This is a genomic window from Vibrio sp. TRT 17S01 (assembly GCF_050113695.1).
Lineage (GTDB): Bacteria > Pseudomonadota > Gammaproteobacteria > Enterobacterales > Vibrionaceae > Vibrio.
The window spans coordinates 328,889-348,391 of record NZ_JBNJOG010000002.1 but is presented as its reverse complement, the minus strand read 5'-3'; the positions used below and the strand labels follow the sequence as shown (position 1 = coordinate 348,391).

At 44.0% G+C, this 19,503-nt stretch carries 16 protein-coding genes; 12 read left to right on the top strand and 4 right to left on the bottom strand.

The features are described from left to right. Window positions 1-96: 96 nt before the first annotated feature. The 9 genes from yaaA to deoD all read left to right on the top strand — a co-directional run bounded on the left by yaaA (window position 97) and on the right by deoD (window position 8,549). Window positions 97-870, top strand: coding sequence for a peroxide stress protein YaaA (gene yaaA / locus ACQEXS_RS04825; RefSeq protein WP_427013013.1), 774 nt, complete (start codon window positions 97-99; stop codon window positions 868-870). Between the two features lie 10 nt (window positions 871-880). Then, window positions 881-1,030: a DUF5363 family protein gene (locus ACQEXS_RS04820; protein WP_367987202.1), complete on the top strand. Its 150-nt coding sequence runs from the start codon at window positions 881-883 to the stop codon at window positions 1,028-1,030. Window positions 1,031-1,032: 2 nt separating this feature from the next. Next, entirely contained in the window at window positions 1,033-1,806 is a 774-nt protein-coding gene (locus ACQEXS_RS04815; RefSeq protein WP_427013012.1) for a TatD family hydrolase, read from the top strand. A 204-nt stretch (window positions 1,807-2,010) separates the two neighbouring features. Next, complete coding sequence (locus ACQEXS_RS04810; RefSeq protein WP_427009916.1) at window positions 2,011-3,273, top strand: NupC/NupG family nucleoside CNT transporter; 1,263 nt, start codon at window positions 2,011-2,013, stop codon at window positions 3,271-3,273. 384 nt (window positions 3,274-3,657) lie between these two features. Next, window positions 3,658-3,828: a XapX domain-containing protein gene (locus tag ACQEXS_RS04805; protein ID WP_427013011.1), complete on the top strand. Its 171-nt coding sequence runs from the start codon at window positions 3,658-3,660 to the stop codon at window positions 3,826-3,828. Window positions 3,829-4,110: 282 nt separating this feature from the next. After that, window positions 4,111-4,887: a deoxyribose-phosphate aldolase gene (gene deoC, locus ACQEXS_RS04800; protein ID WP_053440112.1), complete on the top strand. Its 777-nt coding sequence runs from the start codon at window positions 4,111-4,113 to the stop codon at window positions 4,885-4,887. 114 nt (window positions 4,888-5,001) lie between these two features. Beyond that, window positions 5,002-6,330, top strand: coding sequence for a thymidine phosphorylase (gene deoA, locus ACQEXS_RS04795; protein WP_427013010.1), 1,329 nt, complete (start codon window positions 5,002-5,004; stop codon window positions 6,328-6,330). A gap of 188 nt (window positions 6,331-6,518) precedes the next feature. Beyond that, a complete protein-coding gene (locus ACQEXS_RS04790; protein WP_427013009.1) occupies window positions 6,519-7,739 on the top strand; it encodes a phosphopentomutase in 1,221 nt (406 codons plus the stop codon). A 90-nt stretch (window positions 7,740-7,829) separates the two neighbouring features. Further along, on the top strand, window positions 7,830-8,549 hold the full coding sequence (gene deoD / locus ACQEXS_RS04785) for a purine-nucleoside phosphorylase (RefSeq protein ID WP_005473519.1): 720 nt from the start codon (window positions 7,830-7,832) through the stop codon (window positions 8,547-8,549). Window positions 8,550-8,600: 51 nt separating this feature from the next. On the opposite strand, the gene ACQEXS_RS04780 is transcribed toward deoD, so the two are convergent. Beyond that, complete coding sequence (locus ACQEXS_RS04780) at window positions 8,601-9,203, bottom strand: YtjB family periplasmic protein (RefSeq protein ID WP_427013008.1); 603 nt, start codon at window positions 9,201-9,203, stop codon at window positions 8,601-8,603. Between the two features lie 103 nt (window positions 9,204-9,306). Between ACQEXS_RS04780 and serB the strand changes: the two genes are divergently transcribed. Then, on the top strand, window positions 9,307-10,287 hold the full coding sequence (gene serB, locus ACQEXS_RS04775) for a phosphoserine phosphatase (protein WP_427013007.1): 981 nt from the start codon (window positions 9,307-9,309) through the stop codon (window positions 10,285-10,287). 30 nt (window positions 10,288-10,317) lie between these two features. Here the strand turns inward: serB and ACQEXS_RS04770 are convergent, their stop codons facing one another. Beyond that, window positions 10,318-12,660, bottom strand: a complete 2,343-nt coding sequence (locus ACQEXS_RS04770) for a PilZ domain-containing protein (RefSeq protein WP_367987193.1) — start codon at window positions 12,658-12,660, stop codon at window positions 10,318-10,320. Between the two features lie 137 nt (window positions 12,661-12,797). Between ACQEXS_RS04770 and radA the strand changes: the two genes are divergently transcribed. Further along, a complete protein-coding gene (gene radA / locus ACQEXS_RS04765) occupies window positions 12,798-14,177 on the top strand; it encodes a DNA repair protein RadA (protein WP_427009922.1) in 1,380 nt (459 codons plus the stop codon). 70 nt (window positions 14,178-14,247) lie between these two features. After that, window positions 14,248-15,846 (top strand): diguanylate cyclase domain-containing protein, encoded by a 1,599-nt coding sequence (locus ACQEXS_RS04760; RefSeq protein WP_427013006.1) that lies wholly within the window; start codon window positions 14,248-14,250, stop codon window positions 15,844-15,846. Window positions 15,847-15,897: 51 nt separating this feature from the next. Here ACQEXS_RS04760 and ACQEXS_RS04755 read toward each other — a convergent pair whose 3' ends face one another. Then, complete coding sequence (locus ACQEXS_RS04755) at window positions 15,898-17,484, bottom strand: hypothetical protein (protein WP_367987190.1); 1,587 nt, start codon at window positions 17,482-17,484, stop codon at window positions 15,898-15,900. A 239-nt stretch (window positions 17,485-17,723) separates the two neighbouring features. After that, window positions 17,724-19,274 carry a hypothetical protein gene (locus ACQEXS_RS04750; protein ID WP_427013005.1) on the bottom strand — a complete coding sequence of 517 codons (1,551 nt, stop codon included), beginning with the start codon at window positions 19,272-19,274 and terminating at the stop codon, window positions 17,724-17,726. Window positions 19,275-19,503: the final 229 nt, after the last annotated feature.

Sequence of the window (19,503 nt, the reverse complement as noted above, 5' to 3'; positions counted from 1 at the left end):
CGATTCAAAAAGCCATGCAGACAATGCATGGCTTTTTTTGTAACCTATAACCTATAACCTATAAGCAATAAGATTATAAATGGATAGAGTAAAGTCATGTTAGTCGTCGTTTCCCCTGCGAAAACACTGGATTATGAATCGCCTTTAGCGACTGAGAAATTCACACAGCCTGAGCTAGTGGAGTATTCTAAGGCGCTGATTGAAGTGTGCCGCAAACTGACCCCAGCAGATGTCGCTAGCTTAATGAAGGTGAGTGATAAGATTGCAGATTTAAACGTCGGTCGTTTTCAAGAGTGGAGTGAGAATTTTACGGTTGATAATGCTCGGCAAGCGATTTTAGCGTTTAAAGGGGATGTCTACACGGGTCTTGATGCGCAAAGCCTAACCGAAGATGACTTTGATTATGCACAGACGCACCTTCGTATGCTCTCAGGGTTGTATGGTCTATTAAAGCCGTTAGATCTGATGCAGCCGTACCGTCTTGAGATGGGGACCAAGCTCGCTAATGATAAAGGAAGTAATCTTTATCAGTTTTGGGGTAATGTGATCACGGAAAAGCTGAATCAAGCGATCGCAGAGCAAGGTGATAATGTTTTGATCAATCTTGCTTCTAACGAATACTTTAAAGCTGTGAAGCCAAAGTCTCTGGATGCTCAAGTGATCACGCCTATCTTTAAAGATTGTAAAAATGGTCAATATAAAGTGATCAGCTTTTACGCTAAGAAAGCGAGAGGCATGATGGCTCGCTATATTATTGAAAACAAGATCGCGAGTGTGGCAGATCTAACTCAATTTAGCACTGCGGGTTATTACTTTGTTGAAGCGGAATCAACGCCAACCGAATTGGTTTTTAAACGCGAAGAGCAATAAGCGAAGAGTTATGGTTACGTGGCTAAAACAACTATTGAGAAAGTATGATGCTTGGTGTGTGTCTATGGGGCTTACACCAGAAAATAAGCGAAGCTGCGTGCCATATCGTTCAGAGCCGGATTCTTCCAAACAAAGTCACAAACACAACAAGGCGCAATGAAAATGCGCCTTTTTGATACGCACTGTCACCTCGATTTCTCCCCCTTTGCAGATGATATTACTCATCATGTAAACCTTGCACAGCAGCAAGCCGTCGTGCGTTTGTTAATCCCTTCAATCGGAGCTTCCAATTGGGGGACGCTCGACAAACTGGCGAAGCAGCATGCATCTATCTATTACGCATTAGGGATTCATCCGTACTTTATTGATGGCCAAAGTCTTGCAGACCTCACTACATTGGAACAACGGTTAACGAATCGTAGCGAGCATTGTGTCGCTGTTGGTGAGTGCGGTTTAGATGCCATGATAGAGGTGGATTTGGCTCTTCAAGAGCGCCTTTTTGTTCGTCAAATTGAATTAGCGCAGTCTTTTCAACTTCCTCTGATTTTACATGCAAGAAAGACTCACAACCGCCTTATTCAACTGCTGAAGAAACATCGTTTTACCCACGGAGGGGTGTTGCATGGTTTTGCCGGGAGCTACCAGCAAGCAATGCAGTTTGTTGAGCTTGGTTTTTACATCGGTGTCGGTGGCGTGATTACTTATCCAAGAGCCAACAAAACGCGCTTAGCGATAGCGCAGTTACCGCTTGATGCTTTGGTGTTAGAAACAGATTCTCCCGACATGCCACTTATGAATGAGCAAGGCAAGCCTAACCATCCCCAAAACCTGAGTAAAATATTGCGTGAGCTCGCATTGTTAAAGAATACTTCTACGCAAACGATTGCTGGAAACGTTTGGAAAAATAGCAATCTGGCGTTCAATATTTGTGAATAGTTTCGAAATATATTGTTCATTTGGTCACGCTATTTCGACTGAATAGTGACAATATTCACATTATTGGGTGAATGCTTGATGAATCTTATAAGAAAGTGTGAAGGCGGCATTACTTTATCCTCGGTCGGGTGAGTATAATTGCCCACGCTTTTGAGCTCCATTTTGTAACACGCCAACAAATAACATATAAGGAAGTCATAAACTATGAGCCTGTTTATGAGCCTAGTCGGTATGGCAGTATTGCTAGGAATTGCATTACTACTGTCAGATAACCGCAAAGCTATCAATCTAAGAACTGTGGGTGGCGCATTTGCTATCCAATTCATCATCGGTGGTTTCGTTCTTTACGTACCATGGGGTCGTGACCTTCTGGCTGGTTTTTCAGCTGGTGTACAGAACGTGATCGATTACGGTAAAGACGGTACTGGTTTCCTATTCGGCAGCCTAGTTAACTTCTCAGTTGACGGTATCGGTTTCATCTTTGCTTTCCAAGTACTACCAACGCTAATCTTCTTCTCTGCGCTAATTTCTGTACTTTACTACATCGGTGTGATGCAGTGGGTTATCAAGATTCTTGGTGGCGGTCTACAAAAAGCACTAGGTACTTCACGTGCCGAGTCTATGTCTGCAGCAGCTAACATTTTCGTAGGTCAAACAGAAGCTCCGCTAGTGGTTCGTCCGTTTGTTCCTAAAATGACTCAATCTGAGCTATTTGCAGTAATGTGTGGTGGTCTAGCGTCTGTTGCTGGTGGTGTACTAGCAGGTTACGCATCTATGGGTGTACCTCTAGAGTACCTTGTAGCAGCATCATTCATGGCAGCACCAGGTGGTCTACTATTCGCTAAAATCATCAAACCAGAAACTGACACGCCAGATGAGAGTCTAGGCGATGACATCGACGGTGGTGAAGACAAGCCAGCTAACGTTATCGATGCAGCAGCAGGCGGCGCATCAGTTGGTCTACAACTAGCTCTTAACGTTGGTGCAATGCTACTAGCATTCATCGGTCTAATCGCGCTAATCAACGGTATCCTAGGTGGCGTTGGCGGTTGGTTCGGTATGGAAAATCTAACTCTAGAACTACTTCTAGGTTGGCTATTCGCTCCTCTAGCATTCCTAATCGGTGTTCCATGGGCTGAAGCAACAGTTGCTGGTTCATTCATCGGTCAGAAACTAGTTGTTAACGAATTCGTAGCTTACCTAAACTTCGTACCTTACGTTGGCGAGAACGCTCAAGTTGTTGCAGCAACAGGTGCAGTGATGTCTGAGAAGACTCAAGCAATCATCGCATTCGCTCTATGTGGTTTCGCAAACCTTTCTTCTATCGCGATTCTACTAGGTGGTCTAGGTGGTCTAGCTCCAAACCGTCGTCACGACATCGCACGTATGGGTGTTAAAGCGGTTGCAGCAGGTACGCTATCTAACCTAATGGCGGCGACAATCGCTGGCTTCTTCCTATCTTTCTAATTGATTAAGCGAAAGATTATATAGACGCCGTTTTAAAAAGCCCCGTAGTCACACGTTGTGTGCTACGGGGCTTTTTTATTTTTTCTTTCGTCGTTTTTTGCTTGCTAACGAAGTTAACTGCGAATATTCGCCCCAATCATTTAGTGAAATGAAACACCTTGGGAGTCATATTCTTGTTGCCTTTGTTCGCGAACAAAATACTTAGAAAGACATCAGCCTAATTGGAGTTAGGCGATAAATTCACTGCGTTTGGATATCGATAAGATTGAGCAAACGTTGAACAAAACCTTTTTTGAGATACAAACCGTTTGCGCTCTATGAGCAACTACAGTTTTGCGATAAATATCTATAATGTATATGTCTATAGAAAGTAGGGTAGAACTCATGTATGAAGTTATCCTCGCAACCCTAGCTGGGTTTGTTGTCGGAATCCTGTTTTCTGCCATTAAGTTGCCAATACCTGCTCCCCCAGTGTTATCTGGTGTGATGGGCATTGTAGGGGTGTACTTAGGTGGCATTACTTATCAATGGATTATTGAGAAGTTTTTTAGCTAGCGCTGATTGATACAAGGAGTATGATGAGCACTGGCGATATACATGTTAGACACCGCAATCACAGATTGTTGTGCCATAGACCAAACTGGTACTGTGCGGTGACAAGGATAGCAATTGGTATACGCAACCCTTTTAGCAATGTTGCTAAAGGTGTTTCATTCGCTGTATATACCGAGTCTTCAAGGAACCAAGTCCGTTCATTAATGACTGTTTAGCCATAAACTCACGGTGGAGTGCCGTGGGCTGAGTAGTGAAATTTTTGAATATTGATCGGAGATAGAAATGAGCGATTTAAAAGCAGCAGCACTACGTGCACTTAAACTAATGGACCTAACTACGCTGAATGATGATGACACTGATGCGAAAGTTATCTCACTTTGTCATGACGCAAAATCAGCAGTAGGTAACACAGCTGCAATCTGTATTTACCCTCGCTTTATTCCTATTGCTAAGAAGACACTTCGTGAGCAAGGTACACCAGACGTTCGCATCGCGACCGTAACTAACTTCCCACACGGTAACGACGACATCGAAATCGCAGTTGCTGAGACAAAAGCGGCAGTCGCTTATGGTGCGGACGAAGTAGACGTAGTATTCCCTTACCGTGCTCTAATGGCAGGTAACGAAGAAGTTGGCTTTGAGCTAGTGAAGCAATGCAAAGAAGCATGTGGTGACATCCTTCTTAAAGTGATCATCGAAACAGGTGAACTGAAAGAAGAAGCACTAATTAAGAAAGCTTCTGAAATCTGTATCAAAGCAGGTGCAGACTTCATCAAAACTTCAACGGGTAAAGTGCCAGTAAACGCAACTCCAGAATACGCTCGCATGATGCTTGAAGTGATTCGTGATATGGGCGTTGCAGAAACGGTTGGTTTCAAACCAGCAGGTGGTGTACGTACAGCTGAAGACGCGCAAGCGTACTTAGCAATGGCTGATGAAATCCTAGGTGACAACTGGGTTGATGCTCGTCACTACCGTTTCGGTGCGTCAAGCCTGCTAACTAACCTACTTAATACATTAGAAGTGACAGACGAGACTGCTGATCCAGCAGCATACTAATTCTCTCATTCGAGAGTAGATAACAAGAAAGTCTGTTTGGTGGAGCAGTGGTTCGCTGCTCCACATTACCTCTTTACCTTACAACCATTGCTACCTTTAGCATGGGAGGATCTAATGTACTTACCCCAAGAAATTATTCGTAAAAAACGCGACGGCGAAGTTCTAACTGCCGAAGAAATTAACTTCTTCATTCAAGGTGTTGCAAACAACTCTGTATCTGAAGGACAGATCGCGGCATTTGCAATGGCAATCTTTTTCAACGAAATGACAATGCCTGAGCGTATCGCACTGACGTGTGCAATGCGTGATTCTGGTATGGTGATCGATTGGAGCCACAAAGAGTTTGGTGGTCCTATTGTTGATAAACACTCAACGGGTGGTGTAGGCGACGTAACCTCGCTAATGCTTGGCCCTATGGTGGCAGCGTGTGGCGGTTTCGTTCCTATGATCTCTGGTCGTGGCCTTGGTCACACTGGCGGTACGCTAGACAAGCTTGAGTCAATTCCAGGCTACAACATCACACCGACTAATGAAGTATTTGGTGATGTGACTAAAGACGCAGGCGTGGCAATTATCGGTCAAACTGGTGACTTAGCACCTGCAGACAAGCGTGTTTACGCAACTCGTGATATTACCGCGACAGTAGACAACGTCTCGCTTATCACAGCGTCAATTCTGTCTAAGAAACTGGCTGCGGGTCTTGAGTCTCTAGTTATGGATGTAAAAGTAGGCTCTGGTGCGTTTATGCCAACTTACGAAGCATCTGAAGAGCTAGCGAAATCAATCGTAGCGGTAGCAAACGGTGCAGGCACCAAGACAACCGCAATTCTAACTGATATGAACCAAGTACTGGCTTCTTCAGCGGGTAACGCAGTAGAAGTTCGTGAAGCGGTTCAGTTCCTAACGGGTGAATACCGTAACCCTCGTCTACTTGAAGTAACGATGGCGTCATGTGCAGAGATGTTGGTATTGGCAAAACTTGCTGATGACACAGAAGATGCACGCGCGAAACTGTTGGAAGTACTAGACAACGGTAAAGCGGCGCAGTGTTTCGGTAAGATGGTTGCAGGCCTTGGTGGCCCAGCAGACTTCGTTGAGAACTACGATAACTACCTAGAAAAAGCAGAAATCATCAAGCCAGTCTTTGCTGATGAATCTGGTGTCGTTTCAGCAATGGATACCCGTGCAATCGGTATGGCAGTTGTTTCTATGGGTGGTGGTCGCCGCGTGGCAACTGACGTGATCGACTACGCAGTCGGCTTTGATGACTTTATTCGCTTGGGTGAACAAGCGTCTAGTGACAAGCCTCTAGCTGTGATCCACGCTCGCAATGAAGAGCAGTGGCAAGAAGCGGCGAACGCACTGAAAGCGGCGATTACGATTGGTGGCGAATATACGCCAACGCCAGAGGTATATCGTCAGATTCGCGCGGAAGACCTTTAAACTCTTCATATTTGAACTTGCAGCGGCGTTAACTGCGCTCGCTCACCCCAGTCACATAGACGAGCTATGCTCAGGGGATTCGCTTGCTTGTTGCCTAGCTGCAAGTCCAACTATCTTGAGTTGAATTACTATTATTATTAGATTGGTCGATTGAGCATTTCCTCTCGACCAGTTAAAGGAAGAGAGCAATGAAAAGAGCATTTATTTTAGTCTTAGACTCATTTGGTATCGGTGCAACGGCTGATGCGAAAGATTTTGGTGATGTGGGTTCTGACACCTTAGGTCATATCGCAGAACAGTGTGATAAAGGTTTAGCTGATAATGCGGATCGTAACGGCGCACTAAAGCTACCTAACCTATCTAAGCTAGGCCTAGCGATGGCGCACAAAGAGTCAACAGGTAGCTTTGCTCCTGGCCTTGACGCTGACGCTGAAATCATCGGTGCATACGGCCATGCGGCTGAGCTTTCTTCTGGTAAAGATACTCCATCAGGCCACTGGGAAATTGCTGGTGTACCAGTCCTGTTTGACTGGGGCTACTTCACTGATAAAGCAAACAGCTTTCCGAAAGAGCTAACAGATCGCATTCTTGAGCGTGCAGGTCTAGACGGCTTCCTAGGTAACTGCCACGCGTCAGGTACTCAGGTTCTTGATGACTTAGGTGAAGAGCATATGAAGACTGGCCAACCCATCTTCTATACCTCAGCTGACTCTGTTTTCCAAATTGCATGTCACGAGGAAACGTTTGGTCTAGAGCGTCTACTAGAGCTGTGCCAAATCGCACGTGAAGAGCTTGAAGATTACAACATTGGCCGTGTTATCGCTCGTCCATTCATTGGCTCAGGTAAAGGTCAGTTTGAGCGTACCGGTAACCGTCGTGACCTATCTGTTGAGCCACCTTCAGCAACGATTCTTCAAAAGCTAGTAGATGAGAAGGGCGGTGAAGTTCACTCGATTGGTAAGATCTCTGATATCTATGCTGGCTGTGGTATCACTAAGAAGACTAAAGCAACGGGCATCCCAGCTCTATTTGAAGCAACCAAAGAAGCAATCAAAGAAGCGGGTGACAATACTATCGTATTCACTAACTTCGTTGATTTCGATTCAGCTTACGGCCACCGTCGTGACGTAGCTGGTTATGCAGCAGCGCTAGAGTACTTTGACGGTCGTATCCATGAAGTAATGGAGCTGATGGAAGAAGATGACCTGTTAATTCTTACCGCTGACCACGGTTGTGATCCTACATGGCCGGGTACTGATCACACACGTGAACATATCCCTGTCATTGTCTACGGGAAAAAAGTGCCAGCAGGTTCACTGGGTCGTCGCGATAGCTTTGCTGATATCGGCCAAACCTTGGCGAGTTACTTTGGTACCTCTCCTATGGAATACGGGAAGAATTTCCTGTAATTACAAATAGTTTGATTTAAATAGAGGGCTTGTCCCTCTATTCTTTTATTTATTGCTAACTTACTCCGATTAAGAAAAGGAAATTGAATCATGGCAACTCCACATATCAACGCAGAAATGGGTGCATTTGCAGATGTTGTTCTTATGCCGGGCGATCCATTGCGAGCAAAATACATCGCAGAGACCTTCCTAGAGGACGTAGTACAGGTGTGCGATGTACGTAACATGTATGGTTTCACTGGGACATACAAAGGCCGTAAGGTGTCTGTTATGGGCCACGGTATGGGTATTCCGTCATGTTCAATCTACGCGACTGAACTAATCAAAGATTTTGGCGTGAAGAAAATTATCCGTGTCGGTAGTTGTGGTGCGGTAAGTGAAGACATCAAAGTTCGCGACGTTGTGATTGGCATGGGCGCGTGTACTGACTCTAAAGTGAACCGTATTCGCTTTAAAGGCCACGATTTTGCAGCTATCGCAGACTACAAGATGGTGCGTGCAGCAGAAGATGCAGCGAAAGCACGTGGTATTGAAGTGAAAGTGGGTAACCTGTTCTCTGCTGAGCTGTTCTACACGCCGGATCCAGAAATGTTCGATGTAATGGACAAGTACGGTATCGTCGGTGTTGAAATGGAAGCGGCAGGCATCTACGGCGTATGTGCGGAATATGGTGCGAAAGCTCTGACTATCTGTACGGTTTCAGACCACATTAAAACAGGTGAGCAAACCACTTCAGATGAGCGTCAAACCACGTTTAACGACATGATGATCATTGCCCTAGATTCTGTATTGCTTGGTGACGCAGAATAAGTGAAGAAAATTAAAAAAGCCTCAGCAACTGCTGAGGTTTTTTTATATCAGTTAGACATTTTTGAGTAGGAGGTTTTCCCCCTTATTTCGAGGTTTTCTGCGTAGGACAAACGCTAGTAGTAACCCACCGATAAAACTCATTCCAACCATTGAATACATGTAACGATCGCTTTTGCGATAGTAATGATCCGAAAACGCTGTGACTTTTCCTGTTTCAAAAGTAATGCGGACAAAGCCAATAATACTACTGTCATGTAAGATCGGTTCAACCAGTTGTTGACGGCCAATTCGTGCTGTTTCCAGTGGCGTATCAAGCCCTAAGATCTCTCGTACCGATTTTGATGTGTCACTTGCAGCTAGGCGTACCCCTTCAGAGTCGTAGATCGCGGCATCAAACACTAAGTTATCTTTCGCTAGCTGGTTGGTGAGTTTCAGCAGGCGCTCTTGATCTTGTTGAATGATCATCTCGCTAGCAGACAATGATGCTTGAGAGATCAGCACCTTGGTTAATGTTTCTAGCTGGTTCGCTTGAATTTGCTCATTACCTTTGGTGATCTTGACGCTGTTGATACCAATCACCCCGACCATTGCGATCAGCGATAGAATGGCTAACACCCTCAAAGCCATGCGAAATGAAAATAAAGAAGTATCCATAACAGTCCTATACGGAATATTCATACTATAGAGAATATTGAGACTTGCGTTTGTAAATTGCAATAGGGTAAGTTGTTGGGAGTTTAAATAAGGATTTAATTACATGGAAACGTTGAAGACATTCTCTATTCGTCGTCAAACTACTTTACTTAATCGCCTTCCTGAAACCCGTTTTGCTACCCAGTTTGATAAAGCAAAAGCGAGTTGGATTATCTACGGTGAATTCTTGTCACCACAGCACTTTGAAGACATCGACTTCTTCGTTGGTGACTATACTCCTGTTGTGGATGTATGGGCGGTAGGAAAATATGAAGTTGCGCTTATGGGCGTAGAGCTAACTCAAGAGCATGAATCAATTCTTCAAGCACTGGAGCTGGACTATGCGCGTTTAACAGAGGTGCCAGATTTATCTAAGCCCGGTTTGATCGTCATGGACATGGACTCAACAGCCATTCAGATCGAGTGTATTGATGAAATTGCTAAGCTCGCAGGCGTTGGTGAAGAAGTCTCTGAAGTGACTGAACGAGCGATGCAAGGAGAGCTCGACTTTGAGCAAAGTTTACGCCAGCGTGTTGGAAAGTTAGCTGGGGCGGATGAAAGTATCCTCGAGTCGGTTCGTGCAGAATTACCTCTGATGCCAGATTTAAAAGAGCTGGTGGCGACGCTACATCAATTTGGATGGAAAACAGCGATCGCGTCAGGCGGCTTTACCTACTTCTCTGATCATCTCAAGTCCTTGCTCGACTTAGATCATGCTCAGTCTAATCAACTGGAAATTATCGACGGTAAGCTCACCGGACGTGTATTGGGAGAGGTGGTTTCAGCACAGACTAAAGCTGACATTTTAGTTCAGCTTGCAGAGCAATATGACGTAGAAGTTCACAACACTATTGCTGTTGGTGATGGTGCAAATGATCTGGTCATGATGGAAGCGGCTGGGTTAGGCATTGCGTATCATGCAAAACCTAAAGTTGAAGCGCAGGCACAGGTTGCAGTGCGCTATGCTGGACTTGGCGGGGTATTGTGTGTCTTATCTGCCATGTTAGCCAAACAGAAGAAATTAAGCTGGAAACCAACACCTTAAATAGAAAGCGAGGCATAAGTCCTCGCTTTTTTATTTGGTCAGTTCGAGTCGAATAAGTACTTCTTCGGTGATATCAATCAGCTCGCCATAGCCAACAATGGTGGCTATTTCTTTCTCTAAGCTTCTTGCCTGATGCATGCTGATCTGGGTTAATTCTTCAATGTCTTTTCGTAACAAGGCGGTGATGGGTTCAAAAACTGGCGCACCACAAATTCGTAGCGCATAAAAGTCGCCCATTGCCTGCGCTTTTTTAATAAAGCTAATTCGCTCTTTGATTGACTCAAAATCACTGGCAAGTTTGGTCTCCAACGATTGAATTCGTGTGCCAAATTTTAGCGCGGAAAGGTATAGTTCGTGATATTGAGGTTCCGCCCCTTCGATACGCTTCATTGGCGTTGCAAGTAGGGTATTGGTACGTCCTTTATAGATGGGCTCAACGGAGAAGCTTTGCTCTTGTCCCAGCTTGGCAAGCAGGGCAAGGTGAGGTAGGAGTGGGTAGTTCACTCCAATAATACTAGGACTTAAGTTCCCCCCTTTTTTCTCGAAAAACAGTGGCGTACTGACCATTTTGTCGAGCAAGATATTATGCAATCCTTCAAGTAACTCATTACTAGGCAACAGCTCTTTCTTCGCATTGAGTTTCTCTTTATTGTGGTCGATTAAGGCACCAAAAAATGCGATGGTTTTGTTCGTATGGCTGTCTTCGTGAATCGCTAATTGAAGTTGTTTCCCACCCGGACTGATCCGTATCACTTTATAAGGGACGGCATCCAAAGGTAGTGACTTGTCATACAATTGAAGTTCACGGAAATTGACGAAACAGTTTTCTCCCGCTTTGAGCTTACTTGGCTCTGCCAACGCAACACTGCAGCCATGTTTAGATATATCAACGGTGACGCCAGCATTTTGCTGGTTAGAATAAGTTAATGTTAATGGTGAGCGGAACTGATAGCGTGGCTCTCTACGTCGTGACTTTGCATCAAAGTAGAGACAGGCAGGCTGCGAAGTCGATTGACGTGAGTGGATGAATTGATTCAGTGTGTTTGTTGGTAACCTAGGCTTTTCGGTCAGAATGTAGTCTCTACCCATGGATGAGTCAGAGATCTCTTGTAAGAAGCCACAATGTGTCAATTCATCATTGTTTAGCTGAAGCTCAGATGTGTGAGGGGCAAGCTGGGTTTTGTCTTCCTCAGACAGTTCAAAAACAGATAAGCGAAAGGCTTTCCAACAACTTTTTTTTGCTCCAACATGCCAAAACAACTGACGAATTTCTCGCGAAGCTTCAGGCATCATCATGGAGAAAAATAGTTTCTTATTTTGATGCTCATGGGTAAAGGAGTAGAGCACATTATTGCTGCCTCTAAGGCCCGGCATTGTTAAGTGCTTCATTCTTTCTTTATGGAATAAACTGCTTAAAGTCTGTTGGTTACGTTCATCGTGCCAGTACTGCCATATTGGCTTGTTGTTCTCAGTCATGAGCACCAACTTCAGCTCATTGCCACTAAAAAAGACAGGTAAATTGCAAGTGTGTTTTAGATAGGCGTGCTCGTAGCCTCTTGTTCTAGCTCGGATGATTTTGTCTTGGTTATCGTGTCGAGCTTTAAGCGAATCCGATTGAAGGTTTTCTTGAATCACTTGTTCAATGACGTTGGTCTCTGTTAGCCTCAATACGCGCAAAAACTTTACGGCATCATTCTCATAAGACTCATCAATGCCCACAATGCGGTATTGAAGCGGTGCCGCAATCTCGTAAATCTCAGAATGCTTTGCCAGCTCAACATAGGTGACTTCAATCACTTCGCCGAGTTTATAGTCAAATGCAGTCGGAACTTTGAAACGAGCACCAGAAGGGGAAACATCAACCGTTACGGCATGTACGAGTTGATCTCGAGGGAGCATGATTTCAATTTGAGAAGAGAGTTTGAGCCGGTTTTCTCGCCGCTTTAAATCGTAGCCGAGTGTGATGGGTTCAACTTCGAATTGATGGTCTTCGTTACTTAGACCTTTGTTTTTCAGTTTTCCTCGTTGTTGCATTACGCGGAAGTTGTTTCGAGTATTGCATAGTGCTTCCCAAACACCTTCGGTGTAACCACCAAACTTGCGTGTATTTTTGTGATAGGCATTAAAGGCGACATCATCCAGCCAGTGTTTGATCCCATCTAATTCGTATTCACGGCATTCGCCTTGGACTCGGCCGCGCAGATCTATACTCTTCGAGCATGGTGCCATGACTCGATTCAACTCCATTTTTACCAGAATTTTGACAGACGGCGCTTCACCTTCCGTCATTTGTGATAAAACGAAATTAAAATCATCAGAGTTGTAGGCTGGAATTAGTCTTTCCGCCAATGAGAGTATTTCAGATTGCTGCATACATTTCTGTTAGAGTATTCCATACCTAATCATATCGGCCTTGATATAAAGATCTTTAGTGATATGTTACGGCTAATCAAGTCAAAATGACGATGAATAACCCGTTTATTGTCACAAGTAAATAAATTTGAGGACTCATGGCAAAAGCAAAACGAGCCTACGTATGTAATGACTGTGGTGCAGACTTCCCTCGTTGGCAAGGACAATGTAATGCATGTGGTAGCTGGAATACGATCAGCGAAGTCAGGCTAGCGGCGTCACCTGCCGCTGCAAGAAATGAACGTTTGACAGGTTATGCCGGAAATAGTGGTGAGACTCAGGTTCAAACATTGTCTGAGATCGATCTACAAGATGTGCCTCGTTTTAGCAGTGGTTTTAAGGAGCTTGATCGTGTGCTGGGGGGCGGAGTGGTCCCAGGAGCGGCTATTTTGATTGGTGGTAATCCAGGTGCGGGTAAATCGACATTACTGCTGCAAACTATGTGCGTGTTATCGTCTCAGATGCCAACGTTATACGTCACGGGTGAAGAGTCATTACAACAAGTTGCGATGAGGGCTTCAAGACTCGGTCTACCGAAAGAGCATTTAAAAATGCTATCAGAAACCAACGTCGATCGTATTTGCCAAGTCGCAGAAAAAGAGCAGCCTAAGATCATGGTCATTGACTCGATTCAGGTTATGCATGTCTCAGACGTTCAATCCTCTCCTGGTAGTGTGGCTCAAGTCCGCGAGTCTGCAACGGCATTAACTCGTTATGCTAAGCAAAACAATGTTGCAGTATTCATCGTGGGCCACGTGACCAAAGATGGCACACTTGCAGGTCCAAAAGTGTTAGAACACATTATTGACTGTTCGGTGTTGCTAGATGGCGGTACCGACAGTCGATTCCGCACCTTACGTAGCCATAAAAACCGTTTTGGTGCGGTTAATGAGCTTGGCGTATTTGCAATGACAGGACAAGGACTGCGAGAAGTAAGCAATCCTTCGGCGATTTTTCTTTCAAGAGGGGAAGAGGATACCGCTGGTAGTTCAGTTATGGTTGTTTGGGAAGGTACCCGGCCTTTATTGGTTGAAATTCAAGCTTTGGTCGATTATTCCCAACTGGCAAACCCACGCCGTGTTGCGGTTGGCTTGGAGCAGAACCGCTTATCGTTGTTGCTTGCCGTCTTACATAAACATGGTGGGTTACAAATGGCTGACCAAGACGTGTTTGTTAATGTTGTTGGCGGTGTGAAGGTCACTGAAACCAGTGCGGATTTAGCACTATTAATGGCCTTGATTTCTAGCTTCCGTGACCGACCATTGCCGAAAGATGTTGTGGTCTTTGGCGAGATAGGATTGGCGGGGGAAATCCGCCCCGTACCTAGTGGGCAAGAGCGCCTCAATGAAGCATTTAAGCATGGCTTTAAACGTGCCATTGTTCCAGCGGCCAATATGCCAAAAGGTGGTATCGCAGGAATGCAAATCTTTGGCGTGAAAAACCTTTCTGAAGCTATTGAGCATTTCGATGATTTGTAATGATAGTATAATTAATAAGACGCAAGTTTTTGCATAATTGATAAGACATTACGTATATAAGGATATATTCGTGAAAATTTATGCAATGTTGCTGCTTTGGATGTGTGCCACTTTTAGTTGGGCACATCCAGAAACAACCGTTGAAACGAGCCAGTCTGTTCAGTGGTATCAAGGAGGTAAGTGGCAAGCCGGCACGTCATTACGTCATCATTTGCATTCGTTAAAGCCAAAGGACGAGTTTGCTCTCACCGGAGGTAAGCAAGTTAGCTTTTTTCGCTTTACCGTTCGTCAACCTCAGCGATATGTCATCGACTTTCGTAATTCAACTTTGATTGGGCACTTCCAGCATGTTCTGTTTGATGGAGGTGAGCAGCCTATTCAAGTTTTTACGGGAGGAATTCTTGAACAAGAAGCCAACCCGTATTTTCTCCGCCATGGTCGAATGGTAGAGCTTATCCCTGGGGATTACTCCTTACTCACCTTCCAGCAGTCACAGTTTAATATTGCCCCGCCAACGCCTTTTATTATGCCGGAAGCGGAATATATTCAAGAGATTAAGACCGGAAACAGCATCACTCTATTAGGGCTAGGTATTTTTGCTAGTCTATTTTTTTACTATTTGGTGCTATCTATTACCCGGCGCTCTCGTGTTGATCTGGCATACGCTCTGTTTATTCTTGGGAACCTTCTATTCAATGCCACATCGTTACTATTCTTAAGTGATGTGCTGGGTGCTACATGGTTCACTGGTGCGAGCTGGCCGATCTTGCTATCGAACATTGCTTATGTGGTTTTTGTTCTTGCATTGCTGGGTATTACTCGTTTGCAGCACCCTTGGTTATGGTGGAGTGGCTTTGCGATTGTTGCATTGTTTAGCGCTTTTTTTATCGTATCGTTTTTCTTGCCAAATTTTCAAAATGAGTTCAATCGGTTGGGGGTCGCCATTTTCTTGTGCTTTGGTTTGTGCAGTGGTTTGGTTCTCAGTTGGCAAAAGAACATTGTTGCAAGGTGGTATTTGCTAGCGAATCTCGGCTTTTTTATTCTAGCGATGATAGCGATTTCACAAGAGCAAATTGCTGGTGTGACAACGATTTATATGTCTCATATTGGGTTGGTTGCGGTTGCTTGTGAGGTGCTTTTGTTGTCTTGTGTGGTGGCATATCAGATGACTCGAATTGAACATGAGCGCCATGAAGCGTTGCAGCGTTCCGAGTTACATTTGCAATTGGCCCATCGTGATCCTTTAACTCAATTGCCAAATCGATATGCGATGGAAGAACGGTTACAAACGGCATCAGAGTCAGAGTCATTCATCTATATTGATTTGGACGGATTGAAGCAATGTAATGATTGTTATGGTCATAAGGTAGGTGACAAGCTTTTGGTTTCGTTTGCTTCCCACTTAGCTAAGGCGTTACCGAAAGAAGCGATGCTTTTTAGGATTTCAGGTGACGAATTTGGCTTGTTTTACGCTACGGGGATACAAGGTCATGTAGAACACGCGCTCATTAGTGTTGAAACGAAATTGAAAAAAGAGTTTTCCTCGTTTTGTGGTATCAGCTATGGCATCGCTGAGTTTAGTCAGTACATGAATTATCACGATACGGTGCAACAAGCTGATGAAAGAATGTACATCAATAAAAGAAAAAGGAAAGCAGCCAACGGCTGAAAGTAGGGCAATATAAAAAGAGGGAGCTTTCGCTCCCTCTTTTTATGGTGATTAGAAAGTATTGATACCCAATGCTTGGATTTCAAAACCATCACTTCTCAGTAGGTGAGATTCAAGTTGAGACTCACTTAAGTTGTGCTTGTCTTGCATTGTTACGCGGTGAGTTTTATCGGCAAAGCGAATCGCAGTTAGGCGACAGCCTTGGTACTCTTTGCCAAACTGAACATTAAGCGTACGGTTGGTACGAAGTAGTTGCTCGTTGCTTTCGTAACCTGGTAGCAACTCATCGTATTCACCGATATCAGCGACCGCTAGCCATGAGCTTTCAATCTCGCCATTACGTAGACATTTTAGCTGAACTTTTGTGACACCTTGCTCTGGGTAATCAGCAAATGTTCTGTTGTAACCACCACCAGTGAATTCACGAACAAAGAGAGATTTACCTTGAACTGGACAGTTTAGTTTCACTGTTGTTGCACCAGCACGGCCCACAGAGTAGAAGGTTGAAGAGTCTTCTGCACCTGTCATGTTTTCTGGGCGGTAACGTGTTTGGTCTGCTTCCGTACGAACACCTTCTTTATTGATACGAACGTAGGCATGACGGCTACCTTCAGGAGCTTCTTCTTTTCCATAAACGACAGTTTGGAGCGCTTCATCAACATTACATGACAAAACATTTGTGTCTGGTTCTGGATTGGTTAGACACTCTTTTAGGTTCTGGCTGTATGGTTCATACAAGCTTTCACATAGTTCGATATGGATATCAGTCAGGTCTTGATCATCACTTGGCTGTACTTTTAGCGAGTTAAGTAGTGGGCCATATGAGTTCGCTTTATCATTCGCACGAACCGTGATTGGTGTGAAGAATCGGTCAGCAACGAACTCAACTGTTGCTTTGTTAAAGCCGTTGTTTTGCTGTGTACGAGTTAAAGGTAGGTCAATACGATGTGCATCCACATTATCTTCAGGTAGAGACTGACCATTGACTTTGATTGTCTCTAATTGATCCGATTTTACGTTGACAATGAGTTTGTCTTGAGTGCGATCGTAACCATAAATGCGCTTTGCATAATCAAGATCGAATGTATAACGTACCCCTGGAGTGGTTGGAATAAAAGTTCGTACGCGGACAGAAGATGGGTTACCACGTTTATCCAGTTGATACCATCGACCATAAGGACTAGCGTACGGATTGTCGCTGTCTTTGATCTTAATGTAGTTCCCGCAGTGGTATAGATCAGAATCTAACTCTGCGACATTCATGTGGTATGGGTAAGGACCGTAAATAGATGCTTTGCCCACCTCCAATTTTGCTTTACAGGTACTATATGGTCCATTAAAAGCTTGGCGAACTTCTTTGACTGATAGAGTATCACTCCATTGCCACTCTAGTAGATCGCGAAGTGTACGTTCAGCCCAACGAACATCAAATAGAATGCGGTTATTCGGGGTGTATGCTAATTTTTCTTCAATGGATAAAGCACTATCATCGTAGCGATATGGGACTGGAGCAATCAGTCCCCAACCGTGTTGACGGTAACCACTAAAATCTTGCTCAAAAGTTTGATTGGTATCGTCCGCGATAGCCCAGCAGCTTGCTAACCCAAGAAAGGTTGCAGGTAATAGTTTCTGTAACATTAAGTCATTCCTTTTTTAGTATGAACTAATAAACAAACTGATGTTGTATGTTTCTTTTTTGTTGTTCGGACTAAAGGGTAATGGCATCTCTTGTGATGATAAATTGACACAGTCAATATAATGTTATTATTCTCATCAATGAGATGGTTTGGGAGTAAAAATCATAGACTTAGGACATGAGGTACGACCAGAACAGCCAAAAAAAGGGGAGCGTAGCCCCCCTTTGTTATGCATTGAAGTTAATGGATACTTAGTGCTTGAATTTCAAAACCATCACTTCTTAATAGATGTGATTGCAGTTGAGACTCTGACAACTTATGGTCATCCTGCATTGTGACTTTATGTGTTTTGTCCGCAAAACGAATGGCGGTTAATCGGCAACCTTGGTATTCATCTCCGAACTTAACATTTAGCGTACGGTTTGTTCGTAGAAGTTGTTCGTTGTTTTCGTAGTTGCTGATCAGTTCGTCAACTTCACCGATATCTGCAATGGCATGCCATTTGATTTCAACTTCTTCATTTCGTAGGCACATCATTCGAACTTTGGTTTCTCCCTGTTCAGGGTAGTCAGCAAATGTTCGACCAGGAGCTCCACCAGTAAACTCTCGCACATAGAGAGATTTGCCTTTTATTGGGCAGTTCATTAATACGGTTGTTACGCCAGAGCGACCTACAGAATAAAAGGTGTTAGAGTTTTCAGGCCCTGTCATACCTTTTGGATGGTAGCGGCTAAAGTCGAACTCAGTGCGAATGCCTTCATCAGTAACACGTACGTAAGGAATTTGAGTTCCAACCGAAGGTGTTGCGTTCTCACCGTATACAATGGTTTCTAACGCTTCATCAACATTACATGAGAAAACATCCCCACCATCTTCAACTTCAGTTAAGCATCGTTGTAGCTGTGGACTGTATGGTTCATACAAATTCTCACAAAGCTCAACATGAACATCTGTCACGTCTTGCTTCTTACTTGCTTTCACTTTTAGTGCATTGAGAATTGGACCATACGAGTTTGGATTATCGTTAGCGCGAATGATAATTGGTGTAAAAAAGTTGTTTGCCACAAAAGTCATTTTAGCTTTGTTAAAGTCGCTATAATGATGTGAAGTGTTTAATGGAAGCTTGATGGTCTGTAGGTCAATATTCTGACTACTTAAGCTCGCATTGTTAACTTTGGCACCTTCAATCGTTGCGGTGTTAATGGATACATATAAGTCTTTTTGAGATTTGTCATACCCATTCACTCGCTTCGCGTAATCCAACGAGAAGTCATATCGAATGCCCGGAGTTGTCGGAATAAACGTACGGATTTGAATTGACGAAGGGTTACCGCGCTTATCGATAGGGTACCAGTTCCGCTTAATCTTAATGCGATTACCACAGTCAGCCAGATCAGAATCTAACTCTGCAACCTTTTGGTTATGTGGATAAGGGCCATAGATTGAAGCAGCACCGACCTCGAGCTTTGCTGTACAAGTACTGTGCGAAGAACCGAATGCTTTTAAAACGTCGCGGCTTGTCAGTGAGCTATTCCAATGACTGTTCAACATGTTGCGGAATGTACTGGCACTCCAGCGCACATCAAAGAGAATATGATTATTTGGTGTATAAGCGAGCTTCTCAGAGATACTTAAATGTTGCTTGTTGTAATCAAAAGGAACGGGAGTAATTAACTGCCAGTTAGACTTATAACCATTAAAGTCTTGAGTGTAGATTTTATGGTGCTCACTTGCGATAGCTCCGTTGCTGGCAGCAGCAATAATGGTTAAAGGTAATATTTTACGTAACATTAAGTTATTCCTTAATTTTATGTTTAGGGAATAAGCTTACGTTTTATGTTGCTATGTTGTTGTTGGTGGGTAGATTAATCGGATAATACTTAAGAATAAATCACCAATATCAATAAGATGTAACTTTCTCGTGTGTGAGACGTGTGCGTGTCTCTTATTTGATTTAACGTTCGGTTAGGAAAGCAGAAAAGTCGAATTGGTAGGTAGTATATAGAGGGAAGGAATTTTT